The sequence below is a fragment of the Candidatus Binatus sp. genome (assembly GCF_036567905.1).
Taxonomy (GTDB): domain Bacteria; phylum Desulfobacterota; class Binatia; order Binatales; family Binataceae; genus Binatus.
Window position 1 is genome coordinate 38,865 of sequence record NZ_DATCTO010000023.1, and the last position, 13,600, is coordinate 52,464.

Below are 13,600 nucleotides of genomic sequence, written 5' to 3' on the forward strand. Positions count from 1 at the left end.
CGCTATGCATCCGCCGCCGCCGAGGCTGCGGTCATGCGACCCAGTATCAACTCGTCGAGCGCGCGCGCATCGGCCGCATCCATCGTTACTTCAAGTCTGAGAGCGTATAGCGAATCGCGCGGGAACGGAAACCGCTCCAGCTTGACCAGGTCCTTCTCGGTCGTGACGACCAAGTCGGTGTCGCGCATCGCATTCACCATAGCCTGCCAGTCAGCGTTCGTGTAGGCATGATGGTCCGGATAATCGAAAACGCCGACCAGGTCCGCGTCGAGTTCGCGCAGCATCGCGTAGAACGCGCTTGAATCCGCCAGACCGCTCACCGCCAGCACGCGTCGTCCGCCCAGCCCCAGCGGGGTTTCGCGCCACACCCCATTCTCGGTGACCAGCAACGCGCGCGGCCGCACCGACGCGTGAAGTATTTTGCGCGCGGTTAGCTTCTTCATCTGCGCCGGTCTAATTGCCGACGCGGCAGTTCCGAAGTTCATCACTACGATCGCGTCTGCGCGGCCGACCGCGCGGATCGGTTCGCGCATCGGTCCGGCCGGCAGCAGCCAGCCGTTGCCGAAGCCGCGCTCATTGCTCACCAGCACCAGATCCACGTCGCGATTCAAGCGCACGTGCTGAAAGCCGTCGTCCAGGATCACCGCGTCGAGCGGACCGAGCTTGCTTAGCAGCTCGACGCCGTCGAGGCGCCGGCGCGCAACCGCAATCGGACCGGCGAACGACTTCGCCATCATCGCCGGCTCGTCGCCCGCGTCTTCCGCTAAGATTTTCAACGTGCCGCCGTCAGCCACCAGCTCGGCGCGCACTCTGGATCGCGCGCGTCGGTAGCCCCGGCTCACGATTCCGACGCGCAGGCCGTGGCTCTGCAAGCGGTTGGCGAGAAACAACGTGAACGGCGTCTTGCCGTTTCCGCCGACCGTCAGATTGCCCACGCTCACCGTCATCACCGGCGCCCGCCGTTTCATCATCCGCCAGTACAGATGACGTGCCGCCACGCCGACTCGGTAAAATCCCGCCGCAGCCGCGAGCCCGGTCCAAATTGGAAAAAGTGGAGCGGGAAGATCCCGCCGCCACAATCGCTCGATTCGTGGGCGATTCGGACTCGGCTCGTTTGAGGGCATCGGTCAGCCGAGATTAATGAGCCCTTCGAGCTGCTTCAAGGCGAACCGCGCGCCGCCCGACGACCGGCTCACCGCAGCGCGCGCGCGTTGGCCCGCCTGTTGTCGCGCCTCATCGTCGGCGAGCCATTGCGAAGTTTCGCTGATTATGTCGCTCGCGTTCTTGACGATTCGTGCGCCGCCGGAACTGACCAGCGACGACACTATCTGCTGCTGGTTCTCGTGATACGGACCGATGAGGACCGGGACCTCGGCCAACGCGGGCTCGGCCGGGTTTTGCCCGCCGCGTCCCGGCGCGAGGCTGCCGCCGACGAACGCGATCGATCCGCGCCGATAAAAGCTGCGCAGCTCGCCCATGGTGTCGAGGATCAAAACGTCCGCGTCGCGCGCCGCGCGCGGTGAATTGAGCTCCGACGCTTTCACGTAATCGAGCGAGGCCGCGTGCAGCGCCTTTTCGATCTCCGGCGTGCGCTCGAGATGACGCGGCGCTATCGTGAGCGCGAGCTGCGGAAAGTCCTTGCGCAGTTCGCGGTAAGCGCCTGCAATCACGGCGTCCTCGCCGGCCGCCGTCGATCCCGCGATAAAAATTTTCCGCCCGGGTGCAAACCCCATCAGCTCAGGACGAATTGGTTCTTCATTCGCCATCTGCGCCTGCGCCGCTTCGATTTTGGTGTTGCCGGTGACTACCACTGTTGCCGCGAGATCGAACTTCGCGTAACGCCGCGCGTCTTCGGGGCTCTGCGTCAGAATCAAGCTTGCCTGGCCGAGCGCATCTTCAAACAGGCCGCGCGCGCGCAGGTAACGACGCAGCGATCGCTCCGACATCCGGCCGTTGACCACCGCGATCGTCGCGCCCGTCCGCGCGGATTCGATGAAGTAGTTCGGCCAGATTTCAGTCTCGGTGATCAGCACCACGCTCGGCTGCACGCGCTCCAGAAAGGATCGTACCGCGCGCCGATTGTCCAGCGGCGCAAGCATCCACGCCGCCGCCCCCGGGATTCGGCGCCTGGCCGCCTCACGTCCCGCCGCCGTCATCGCGGTGATTGCCATGACCGCGCCCGGATAGCGTTCGAGCAAACCGTTGGCGACCGGCCGAATCGCTTCGATCTCGCCGACCGAGGCCGCATGAATCCAGATTCGCGGCGCGCCCGCGGTATCCGGAAAATCGCCGTGTCCCATCCGCTCGCGATAGTCCCGCAGGTTCGCCGGATGCGCGGCCAGCAGCGCAAACGGCAGCGCCGGATACCACAGCAAATTGTACAGCGCGCTTAGCATCGGAGCCTCGTCGATCCGCACACCTGACGAGTCGAATTTACGATCAGTAAGTATCAGTTGACGAGACCGCCATTGCCGGCCAGATCTTCGGGGGACATGAATTGAAGGTCGTAGAGCTTTCGGTACTCCTGCCCGCGCGCAAACAATTCGTCGTGCGTTCCATCTTCGACTATCCGGCCGTGAACGACTACGAAGATCCGGTCGGCCCGGCGCACCGTGGACAGCCGATGCGCTATCACCAGCGTCGTGCGGTTTGCCATCAGATGCTCGAGCGCTTCCTGCACCGAGCGCTCGGCGGCAGAGTCCAGCGAGGAGGTTGCCTCGTCGAGGATCAGAATCGGCGCGTCTTTGAGCAGCGCCCGCGCGATCGCGATTCGCTGCCGTTCTCCGCCCGACATGCGCACGCCCAGTTCGCCCACCATCGTCTCGTAACCGTTGGGCAGCCGGGTGATGAAGTCGTGAGCGTTGGCGAGCTTGGCGGCCGCGATTACGCGCTCGAGATGCTTGTCGCTGCTGCCGTACGCGATATTGGCGCGAATGGTGTCGTCGAACAGAAACGTGCTCTGCGTGACCAGACCGATTTCCGCGCGCAGCGAGTTAAGCCGCAGCTTGCGTATGTCGATTCCATCAACGGTGACGCGACCTTGCTGTACATCGTAAAAGCGCGGAATCAAATCCGCCAGCGTGGATTTGCCGCCGCCGCTCATTCCGACCAGCGCCACGACTTGGCCAACCCCGATCTCCAGGTTGATATCGTGCAGCACCCATTCGTCGCCGTACCGGAAACTGACATTCTCGAACGCGACGCGGTGCGGGCCGGGCCGCAGCTCGATTCCATTGGGATCGTCGGGAACCTCGCTCGGATGATCCATCATCTCGAAAACGCGTTCGGCCGCGGCCAGCCCCTGCTGAATACTGTTGTTGGTTTTGCCCAGCGCCTTAAACGGCCGGTACACGAGGATCATGGTCGTAAAGAACCCGGCGAATTGTCCCAGCGTGCGCGTGCCCGCTTGCAGCGATCCCACTGCCCACCAGACCACCGCGACGACCGCAAACGCGCCCAGCGCCTCGACCAGCGGGCCGGTAAACGCCTTGATCCGCGCCACCCGCATGAAGATTCGGAACAGCCGCTTGAGCTCCCGATTGAAACGCGCGCGCTCGTAATCTTCCATCCCGAACGCCTTGACCACGCGATTTCCCTGGAAGGTTTCAACCAGCAGCGACTGCAAGCCGCTCAATTGCTTTTGCTGATTCTTGGTCTCGCGCCGAACTTTCTTCGACAGACTGGCGATCGGCACAATGACGATCGGAAAACCGATGAAGGCGATGATCGCGAGCTGCCAGTCGAGCCAGAAGGCCGTCACCAGCAACGCGATCAGCGACATGCCGTCGCCGAAGATCGAAAACACGCCGCTGCTCAGACTCGACACCACCAGGCCGACGTCGCTGATGATTCGCGCAACCATCACGCCCGTCGGCGTGCGGTTGAAAAAGCTCAGCGATTGGCGCTGCAGGCTCTCGTTCAGATCGGCCCGGATATCCATCGTCAGCTTCTGGGATATATATGAGCTCAAGTAGTCGTTGGAAAAATTCGCGAACGCGCGCAGCAAAAATAATCCTGCGAGCATCAGCGAGAATTCACGCAGCTTCGAGGCGCTGTGCGGATCGAGCTGATGGGCGACTTTGAGATTGGCGACCAGATCGACCACCAACTTCATGATGAACGGGATTCCGGCGCTGGCCGCCGACAGCAAGGCCATCGCGATGCCCAGCAACAGCACGTACGGGAACAGGTATTTGCGCAGGTAGCCGAACAGCCGCCATTGCAACGGGGTCAGCAGCTTCATGCGTTCATCCTGACTCCGATCATCTCGAGCGCGATCGTCGCGACCCGCGCCGCCGCTCCCGGCGATCCGAGCTTCTCGCGCAATGCCGTCAGCGCGGCCACCGTTTCCGCGCGTATCGTGTCGCTCAGGAGCGGCTCGGCGGCTCGCACCAGCTTCTCCGCGGTCACGTCGCCCTGGATCAGTTCGGGCACGATTTGCCGGCCCGCCAGGATATTCGGCATCCCGATAAATTCCACTCCCGTAACCAGCATCCGCCCTAGGATATAGGTAAGTGGCGACACTTTGTAGGCGATAACTTCGGGGCATCCGAGCAGCGCCGTCTCCAGCGTGGCGGTCCCCGACGCGACCAGCGCGAGTTCGCTCGCCGCGACCAGGTTGTATGTGTCGCCCTCGACAATCCTGATTCCCGCCAACTCCGTGCGTCCAACCTCGGCGAGCTCGGCCTGGGTCAGGGTCGGCGCCAGCGCGAGCGCTATTTCAAGGCCATGATCGCGCGCGACAATCCGCGCCGCCTTGACCATCGGACTCAGCAGGTAACGAACTTCGGCGCGGCGGCTGCCCGGCAGGATCGAGATGATTCGCGCGCGCGGCGGGAATCCATGGCGCTTCAGCGTCTCCTCCCGGCTCTGGACCGTGGCGACCCGATCGAGCAGCGGATGCCCAACGAATGAAACGCGCTCGCCCGCGCGATGGAACAGTTCGGCCTCGAACGGCAGCACCACCGCGAGGCGGCCCGCGCGATCCACCAGCTTGTTGATTCGGCCGCGCCGCCACGCCCAGACTTGCGGCGTGATGTAGTAAAGCACCGGCACGCCCGCGCGCCTGGCCGTGCCGGAGAGAATCAGGTTGAACTCCGCGTAGTCAATCAGGATCACCAGGTCCGGCTTCTCCCGCCTGATGATTCGACGCAGTGCGCGAAACGCGCCGATCGTGCGCCCAATCGTGGAAGCCAGCTCCGAAAGTCCCAGCCCGTGGATGTCCTCGGTTGCGACGATCGCCCGCACCCCGGCTGCGCGCATCTTCTCGCCCGCAATTCCGAACAGGTCGCACGACGGATCGCGCGCGAGAATTTCCCGCGCCAAATCGCCGCCATGAAGATCGCCCGACGCCTCGCCCGCAACGATCATGATGCGGTGCCTGCGTGCGGTCTCTTTCACGCGTTCATCAGGCGGCGGCGGCGCTTCGGCATTCAACGGCATCGAAGGGATTGTGATTGAAAAACACGGCGCCGCAAATAGCCCTGCCCGTGCGATTCAGTTGTCGGAAGCGAACCGCCTGCGGATCGCGTCGCGTATCTGATCGAGCGGCGAACGCTGCTCCGACATCCGTTCCGCCAGTAAGGCCTCCTCGGTGCAGATTTCGCAGGTCGCGCCATGGAGGCCGCGATAACAATCGAGCAGATTCTGATGACCGTCCGCCTTGTCGCATCCGCAATAGCAATGCAGTTCCGCCAGTAGCGCGGGATTTTTCTCCGCAACCATGTACGCCTGCTTTACCGGACCGGTGAACTGGTTTGGATCGAGCGTCAAACGGCCCTGCGCCGCGTTGGCCGCGACGGTCTTGGCCTCCGCCCGCCCCGCGCAGCAGCAATGACCCGCGATGCACATCGCTCCGCGCGCGCCGCCATTGTCCGCCGATGAACCGCCGAACGATGGCCACAGATATGTCAGCGCCAGAATCGCCGCAACCGAGGAGCCGAAAATCATTGCCCGTCTCATGCTGCATCTCTCAACCCTTGTTCAGGGTCTTTCTGAGGTCATCGACGATATCCTGGGCTTTTACGATTTCGCCGTTGTATTCTCGCACCAACCGCCCATCCGGCCCGATCAGCATCATATCGACCAGGTGGCCGATCGAACCGTCCGGCATGATTTGCCGGCTGAGCTTGAAGCCCGCCAGCGCTTTATCGATGTCTCCGGGACCTCCGGTCAGGAAATACCATCCTTTCTCGTTCGCCCCCTGCTGACGTGCGTAATCGAGCAACTGCTTGGGGCCGTCATGCTCGGGATCGACGCTGATCGAAACGATGGTGACCTTCGAACCGAGGTCGGTCCCCAGCCGGAGCGCGACGTTTGTCAATTTCGCCGTCTCCATCCGGCACTCCCCCGGGCACGAGGTATAGATGAAATCCACCACCAGCGGTTTGCCCTTGAGCGACGCGAGCGAGAGCTGGTTGCCATTCTGATCGACGAGCATGGTGTCGGTGAGGCAGCTCGAGGCGGCCGTGGTTGAGTCGCCGTGGCATCCGGCGGCCGCGAACAGGCTCGAGGTCATTGCTACGATGATGGCGAGAGACCGGAGATTAGAGTGGATACTCATGTTATATCCTACTGGTTATATATCCGTTACTAATTTGTGAATATCAACCATGCCCTCGCTATAGCTACTCAGATAGTCAGAAGAGCGCGTCTCCGGCTTTAAGATCTGCGGTCTTGATGCGTACGATTCCGGAATCGTCCTTGTGCGGCAAGCTGACGGGCACGCACGACGCTTTGCCTTCAGTCATCCGATCGATTGGGTAGTGATTCCCGCACACCCGGCAAATCAGCTCGCCCCCGACCACCCGGTAGCCGCGATGGAACGCAAAGCACTCTCGGCATGCGTCGAACACCGAGCGCACGTTGCCATCGACCCCGCGCGCGAGCACGAAGCGCAGCCGCTTGCCTGTGTCATCGGTATAACAGAAAGGCCGCGCGCTGCCGGGACGCATCGCGGACACGTTGACCACGACTTCGTTGCTGCCGGTCACGGTTGTGCAATCTGAGCTCGCGGTGAAGATGAGAAACGCGGCGGCGCCGGCTGCGAGCACCAGACCGCCGAGAAGCTTGAGCCTGAGCGGACGCATCACAAATCGATGCTGTCGCAGCGCAGCGCAAGCGTCAAGGCGCGACCGAATCCGTCAGCATCACTTCCTTGATTCTCTCGGTTAGTTCCATCACGCGAAGTCCGTCCTCGGCGCTGACCGCCGGCGTGGACCTGCTGCGAACTGCCGCGACGAACGCATTGACTTCGTCGGCCAGCGGATCGCCTTCGCCGAAATCGATCTGCTCGGCCGAGATGGTGGGGAACTGCGCGCCCGGCGCCGGCGGAGCTTTGCGATAGATCTGGATGCTGCGCGCCTCGTAATCAACCGATAGGTACGCGTCGGGCTGGAAGAAGCGAATCTTGCGTTCGCGCCGGGCCGACACGCGGCTGGTGACCAGATTTGCGATGAGACCGCTGCGGAAGCGGATGCGCGCGTTGGCGAGGTCGATTCGATCGGTAAGGATTGCGACCCCGACCGCCTCGAGCGACGCGACCTCTGACGGCGCCACCGACAGGATCACGTCGAGGTCGTGCACCATCAGATCGAGCACCACATCCACGTCGGTGCCGCGCTCGGTGAACGGCGCGAGCCGATGGCATTCCACGAAGCGCGGATTTTTCACGATCGAATGCAGATGAACGACCGCCGGATTGAACCGCTCGAGGTGGCCTATCTGAAGAATGCGGCCGCTGGTCGACGCCAACCCGGCCAGTTCACGCGCCTGCACCAGCGTCTCGGCCATCGGCTTTTCCAGCAGCACGTCGATGCCCGATTTCAGCATCGCGGATGCGATCTCATGATGCGTTACGCCGGGCGACGCGACCGTCACCAGGTCCACCCTGCCCGCCAGCATTCGGTAGTCGGCCAGCGGCGTCGCGCCTACTTCCATCGCCACGGCCCGCGCCCGCTCGGCGTCGATATCGACGACGTGTGCGAGCTTGATTCCCGCAATGGCGGCGTACTTGCGCGCATGCAAGGTGCCCAGGCGGCCCGCGCCAATCACCGCGGCGCGCAGCTCAACCACCGGTTTTCGCATAGCCGTATAACGTCACGTTTTTCGCGCACGCGAGCTCGAGCGTGCGCTCGCGTTCGAGGATCAGCGCGACTTCGGCTTCGACGCCCAGCATCGCCGCGCCGATCTCGGCGAGCAATTGCACCGTAGCCGGGCCAATCGCGGGGCGATCGAAGCGCATGTCCTGCCCCGGTTTGGCCGCCTTGGCCACCACCAGGCCCGCGCCCACCAACGCGGCTGCGCGGCGCAGCGCGGCGTCGGTTCCTTCCAGCGCTTCCACCGCGGCGACCATCCCGTCGCGAACCGCGACAGTCTGGCCGATGTCGTAGCTGCCGAGCCGGCGCGCGACCGCGAATGCGAGCTCGAGGTCGCGGATTTGCGCGGGAGTCGGCTCGGGTCCGGCGCCGACGCCGGCGCGCGCCAGCCAATGCTCGATCATCGGGATCGGATCGATCATTTCGATGCCTTCGGCTTCGACTTCACGCGCGACGCCGCGGAGCACCGCGTCGTCGCTGAAGCGTCCGATTCCCGCCAGCATCTTAAGCGCGCGCGCGTCGGGCGCGAAAGAATCTTTCAGCCGCGCGCGTGAGATGCCGCCGGCCATCGCGGCTTGCGAGACTCCGGCGTTTTTGAAGACGTCGATTATTTTCTGCAGCTCGCCGACTTTGATCCAGGTTACTTCGCCGGCCACCGAGTCAAGCGCGCGATCGCTTTCATTGAGGTGCGCGACGGCGATAATTTTTATTCCGCGCTCGCGTGCGGCGCGCGCCACTTCGAGCGGGAAGACGCCGTTGCCCGCGATGAGCCCGAGCTTATTCACGCTCGCGGCCGACGACTCCGCGCTTCGAGTTGTTTATGAAATCAACCAGCCGCACGACCTCGGCAACCGTACCGTACTCGTCCAGCACCTGCTTCACGGCATCGTCGCGCAGCATCTTCGAAAAGAACAGCGTGCGGATCGCGGACTTGAGCGCCGCAATCGTTTCGGGCTTGAAGCCGCGCCGCTGCAGGCCGACTTCGTTGACGCCGGCCAGCCGCGCGCGCTCGGTTCCCGCCACCATCGAGTACGGCGGCACGTCCTGCGCCACCTTCGCGCCCGCCGCCACGATCGCGTGAGTGCCGATGCGGCTGAACTGATGCACCCCGACCTGGCCCTCGCAAATGGCGTACTCCTCGATCGCGCAGTGGCCGGCCAGCCCCGTGCACGCCGCCAGGATCACGTGGTCGCCGATGATGCAGTCGTGCGCCACGTGCGCGTACGTCATCACCAGCGTGTGACTGCCAACTTTTGTTATCATCCCACCGCCTTCGGTGCCGCGGTGAATGGTCGCGAACTCGCGAATCATGTTGTCATCGCCGATTTCGACGACTGACGGTTCGCCCTTGAATTTGAGGTCCTGCGGTTCCGCGCCGATGGCGGCGAACTGCCAGATGCGATTGCGCTCGCCAATCGTGGTGTTACGCTCGATCATCGCGCAAGGGCCGACCACGCTGCCGGCGCCTATCTTGACCTCCGGTCCGATCACCGCGCCCGGACCGACTTCGACGCTCGTGTCGAGTTCGGCGCGCTTGTCGATGACCGCGGAGGGATGGATTCGGCCCGCTATCGGACTTGCTCCTCGACTTCCATCGCGGACAATTCCGCCTGGGCCGCCAGTTCGTCGCCGACGCGGGCCACCGCCTGCATCCGCCACAGCGGACGATGAAATTTTAGAATTTTTACTTCCATCCGCAGCTGATCACCCGGGATTACGCGGCGGCGAAAGCGCACTTTGTCCAGTCCTGTCAGCATGAACAGACGTGCCGGGTCCCCGCCCACTTCATTGAGCGCCAGGATCGCCCCCGACTGCGCCAGCGCCTCGACGATCAACACCCCCGGCATCACGGGATGACCCGGGAAATGCCCGGCGAAGTACGGTTCGTTGAAGCTTACGTTCTTGACGGTTACGATGCGGCCCTTGACGAGTTCTATGATGCGATCGACCAGCAGAAACGGATAGCGATGGGGCAGCAGTCCCAACACGCGCCCAAGCTCCGCGACTTTTGCGTCGTCAGGCACCGGGAATTACTTCGTGCATCTTGGTTCGAGCGGCCTACTTCGAGATCGTCGAGCGCTTGGCCGCCGCTGAGCCGAAATCCGACGGAGCCGGTGCGCCGGCCTGCTCGCTCGCGCGCGATATCCCGCCGCCGGCGCCTTCGCCGACCGAGCCTATCGTCACGTGCATCGCGTTGTAACTGCGGATTACCTGGTCGGTAATATCGATGCCTGGAGCACCCCACAGGATCGATCCCTTCTCCATCACCATCGTGTAGCCGTCACGCTCTCCAAGCGTGCGGATGACTTGCGCAAGGTCATGCACGATTTTCGCCGTGACCGCCTGGTCCTTGGCCTGCAACTCGTCCTTCGAGTCCTTGTAGTCGCGCTCGAAGTTCTTGAGCTTTTCCACGTACTGGTCCTGCAGACTCTGGCGCTGATCCGGGTTCATCAGCATGCCCTTTTTTTCTATCTCGTCCTTAAGCGACTGGACCTCATTTTGCTGCCGCTGCAGTTTCGCCTCCACCGATGAGACACGGCCCTGGAATTCGGCCTTGGACCGCTTGCCGGCGTCACACTCATTGAGCGCTCGCTGCACGTCAACATACGCGAACTTCAGGTCGGCGTGCGCGGGAACTGCCGCGGACGCCACCGCAAGGAACGCACCGAACAACGCACCGATGAACAACAACCGTTGCCTCATACAGCCCGAAAAGCCTCCTGTTGACTACCCACCTGGGACGCGTCCGCATCGCGGCGCATCACTCGCGCTTGGGAAATATATCACAATAGTACTTCATCGAGCATCAAATCCAGTTGCCAACGCCCTCATTGTCGCTCGCTGTCGGAAAATCGATCGGCGCTAGAGCGGGGAGCCGGCCCCGATTTCGAAGACGGTGCTCTGGTCGGCCGGCCGCGGGTTGATCGGGATGGCGATATCCAGGGCCAGCGGCCCGAATGGCGACTTCCAGCGTACGCCGATTCCAAACGACGCCTGCAGACTGTCGAGAGTGATCGAATTCTTGAGCAGGTACGATTGCCCCGCGTCGCTGAATATCACCCCGCGGATTCCCAATCCCGACAGTATCGGGAAGGTGATTTCGTTGCTCAGCAGCAATTCCTTGCTGCCGCCGACGTCCTGGACGCTCAACGGAACCCCGTTCTTGGCGTACCCCGTCCATTGCGGTCCCAACGAATAGAGCTGATAGCCGCGCACGTCGCCGGGACCGCCGACACCGCCGGGGAAGAATCGCTCGTACAGTGGCATCTCGCCGCCGGTGCCGCTTTGCAGGTTGGTCCCGATGCCGAAGGTGACTCCCTGCGACAGCACGAACGTTCCCAGCGACTGGCTCTTCAGGAACGGGTAGAAATATCGGAAATGCGCGATGCCCTTGATGAATGAGTTGCCGCCACCGACTCCGCCGAAATCCATGTTGAGACTCTCGACGGTGCCGGTGCGCGGATCGACCGGATTATCCACGGTGAAGCGGCGTATCGTCGGCGTAATTTCCGAAGTCTGCGTGTAGCCCTTGTAGCGCGCGATTTGGTAAGTCGTATACTGGTTCAGCCCGGTGATTCCGATGCTCTGAAACGAGTAGCCCAGCCCCGCCTGCACGTCCTTGAGCGAGAACGGTCCCAGTTTCTTGAAGCCGAGCTCGGTCAGCGGATAGGTCGTGGTCAGGGTGAAGCCTGCCGACGACTGGTTGAAGCTCAGCAGGTAAGTTTTGTTGTCGAACAACTGCATGCCCACGCCGAGCGGGATGTCCAGGAACCACGGCTCGGTGTAACTGATGCTGTAGTTCTGGAAAAAATAGCCGACCTGCGCGTTGAGGATCAGCGATTCGCCGCCGCCGAAGAGGTTGGTGTTGCCCAGGGTAAAGTTGCCGAACACCGATTGATAGGTGTCGAATCCGCCCGCCACCTGGAACGACGCGGTGTTGGCCTCGGTCACGTTCACGTCGAGGTTTATCTTGTCGGGCTGCGCCGCCGGCGCGGTTGTGATGCGGGTGTCGGTGAAGAAGCCCAGCCGGTCCAGCCGCACCTTCGAATCCCGGATCTCTTCGGCGCTGTACGGCTCCTGCTCCTGAAGCTGGATCTCGCGGCGGATTACCTTGTCCGAGGTCTTGGTGTTGCCGCTGATATTGACGCGGTCGATTAGCACTTCGTGACCGGGATTGACCACGAATATCACGTTGACTCGCCGGGTGGTGTGGACCAGTTGTGTGCGCGGATCGATATTGACGTACGCGTAGCCCCGATTCGAGTAGAAATCCGACAGCGCGAGCACCTGGCGCTGCAACGCCGAGCCGCGGAACAGTTGTCCGCTCTTCATCGTCAGCAGCCGGCGCAGTTCGCGGCGCGGATACTTCAGGTTGCCCTCGATGTTGATTCGGCCGACGCGGTACGGGGCGCCCTCGTCGATGGTAATTACGATGGTAATCTGCGCGCCGCTGCGCACCACCTGCGGCTGCGCGACCTGCACGTTGAGGTAGCCGTTGTCGTAGTAAAACGCCGTCAGCCGATCGACGTCCGCCTGCAATTTTTTCTGATCGAGCGCGCCCCATCCGGTCAACCAGCTCAGCAATTTGCTGTGGGTTCGCGTTTCCATATTGCCGCTCAAAATGGACGATGAAAACGCCTTGTTGCCCACGAATACGATCTTGGTGATCTGGACCTTCAGCCCCTCGGTCACGTCGAATTCGCCGAACGCGGTGTTGTCGGGCTGCGGTATCGGCTTGAAGACTACTTTGGCGTCCGTGTAGCCCTGGTCCGCGTAAACCTGGGTCACGCCGGCGATCGTCTCCTTTACTCCGACCGGATCGAGGATCGACCCCGGATGCACCTTCACCGCCGCGACTATCTTGTCGTCGTTCGACCGGATCGCCTTCATCCCGTAAAACTTGACGTCGGTAATTTGCGGGCGCTCCCTCACCCGGTACACCAGCACGCCGCGGCCGGCCTGCTGCTCCACGCGGGCGGTCACCGATTCGAAAAAACCCATCCGGTAAATCGACTTGATGTCCGCATCGACCGCCGTCTGATCGAGCGGCTGGTTCGGCTGCTGCGTGATGTGGATCAGAATCGCGTCCTGTTCGACGCGTTGATTGCCGGTGATCTCAATCTTGGAGATTATCGGAGCCGGGCCCTGCGCACGGGCGACGGCGGCGGCGAACAACGAAAGCGAGAGCGAGAACGCCGCCAGCGCCATCAGGATTGGCGCGCCGCCCGGCGTCCGCATTGCGCGGCCGGCCGGCAATAACCCGCGCGGCGGGCGATGAAGCCCGAAAGATGACGGCGCACGCGGCGCGCGCGCGTTGAATTTTCCGGATGTCACTCAAGCACACCAAAAACGCCGCCCAAACTAGCCAATCGCTCCCCGCATGTAAACCAAATGCCCCGAAGCGGCTAAACCCGATCGTTCCGGCGCCCCGCATCGCAAGCCGATTAGGGTGACGGAAATTTGTGCGGCGCGGTTGTCTGACGCGCCGCATTCTGAACCACGGC

13 protein-coding genes are annotated in these 13,600 nt (G+C 62.7%); all 13 read right to left on the reverse strand.

Annotated features, from left to right (window positions below; genetic code table 11):
• Positions 1–2 precede the first annotated feature (2 nt).
• The gene (gene lpxK / locus VIO10_RS03525) at positions 3–1,124 is read right to left on the reverse strand and encodes a tetraacyldisaccharide 4'-kinase (protein ID WP_331959421.1); all 1,122 of its coding nucleotides are present in this window, start codon (positions 1,122–1,124) and stop codon (positions 3–5) included.
• A gap of 3 nt (positions 1,125–1,127) precedes the next feature.
• Positions 1,128–2,396: a 3-deoxy-D-manno-octulosonic acid transferase gene (locus VIO10_RS03530; protein ID WP_331959424.1), complete on the reverse strand. Its 1,269-nt coding sequence runs from the start codon at positions 2,394–2,396 to the stop codon at positions 1,128–1,130.
• 53 nt (positions 2,397–2,449) lie between these two features.
• Positions 2,450–4,243 (reverse strand): ABC transporter ATP-binding protein, encoded by a 1,794-nt coding sequence (locus VIO10_RS03535; RefSeq protein WP_331959427.1) that lies wholly within the window; start codon positions 4,241–4,243, stop codon positions 2,450–2,452.
• Positions 4,240–5,400, reverse strand: coding sequence for a lipid-A-disaccharide synthase (gene lpxB / locus VIO10_RS03540; RefSeq protein ID WP_331959430.1), 1,161 nt, complete (start codon positions 5,398–5,400; stop codon positions 4,240–4,242). Before lpxB ends, VIO10_RS03535 begins: the two co-directional genes overlap by 4 nt.
• A gap of 96 nt (positions 5,401–5,496) precedes the next feature.
• The gene (locus tag VIO10_RS03545) at positions 5,497–5,961 is read right to left on the reverse strand and encodes a CYCXC family (seleno)protein (RefSeq protein ID WP_331959433.1); all 465 of its coding nucleotides are present in this window, start codon (positions 5,959–5,961) and stop codon (positions 5,497–5,499) included.
• A gap of 10 nt (positions 5,962–5,971) precedes the next feature.
• Entirely contained in the window at positions 5,972–6,562 is a 591-nt protein-coding gene (locus VIO10_RS03550; RefSeq protein ID WP_331959436.1) for an SCO family protein, read from the reverse strand.
• Between the two features lie 76 nt (positions 6,563–6,638).
• Positions 6,639–7,139, reverse strand: coding sequence for a Fe-S-containing protein (locus tag VIO10_RS03555; protein ID WP_331959455.1), 501 nt, complete (start codon positions 7,137–7,139; stop codon positions 6,639–6,641).
• The gene (locus tag VIO10_RS03560) at positions 7,123–8,085 is read right to left on the reverse strand and encodes a Gfo/Idh/MocA family oxidoreductase (protein WP_331959439.1); all 963 of its coding nucleotides are present in this window, start codon (positions 8,083–8,085) and stop codon (positions 7,123–7,125) included. The genes VIO10_RS03555 and VIO10_RS03560 overlap by 17 nt, the downstream gene beginning before the upstream one ends.
• Positions 8,066–8,881 (reverse strand): LpxI family protein, encoded by an 816-nt coding sequence (locus VIO10_RS03565; RefSeq protein ID WP_331959442.1) that lies wholly within the window; start codon positions 8,879–8,881, stop codon positions 8,066–8,068. Before VIO10_RS03565 ends, VIO10_RS03560 begins: the two co-directional genes overlap by 20 nt.
• Positions 8,874–9,701 (reverse strand): acyl-ACP--UDP-N-acetylglucosamine O-acyltransferase, encoded by an 828-nt coding sequence (gene lpxA / locus VIO10_RS03570; protein ID WP_349259219.1) that lies wholly within the window; start codon positions 9,699–9,701, stop codon positions 8,874–8,876. Before lpxA ends, VIO10_RS03565 begins: the two co-directional genes overlap by 8 nt.
• Positions 9,665–10,120, reverse strand: a complete 456-nt coding sequence (gene fabZ, locus VIO10_RS03575; RefSeq protein ID WP_331959446.1) for a 3-hydroxyacyl-ACP dehydratase FabZ — start codon at positions 10,118–10,120, stop codon at positions 9,665–9,667. Before fabZ ends, lpxA begins: the two co-directional genes overlap by 37 nt.
• A gap of 34 nt (positions 10,121–10,154) precedes the next feature.
• Positions 10,155–10,799, reverse strand: a complete 645-nt coding sequence (locus VIO10_RS03580; protein WP_331959449.1) for an OmpH family outer membrane protein — start codon at positions 10,797–10,799, stop codon at positions 10,155–10,157.
• Between the two features lie 159 nt (positions 10,800–10,958).
• Complete coding sequence (gene bamA, locus VIO10_RS03585; protein ID WP_331959452.1) at positions 10,959–13,430, reverse strand: outer membrane protein assembly factor BamA; 2,472 nt, start codon at positions 13,428–13,430, stop codon at positions 10,959–10,961.
• Between the last annotated feature and the right edge of the window lie 170 nt (positions 13,431–13,600).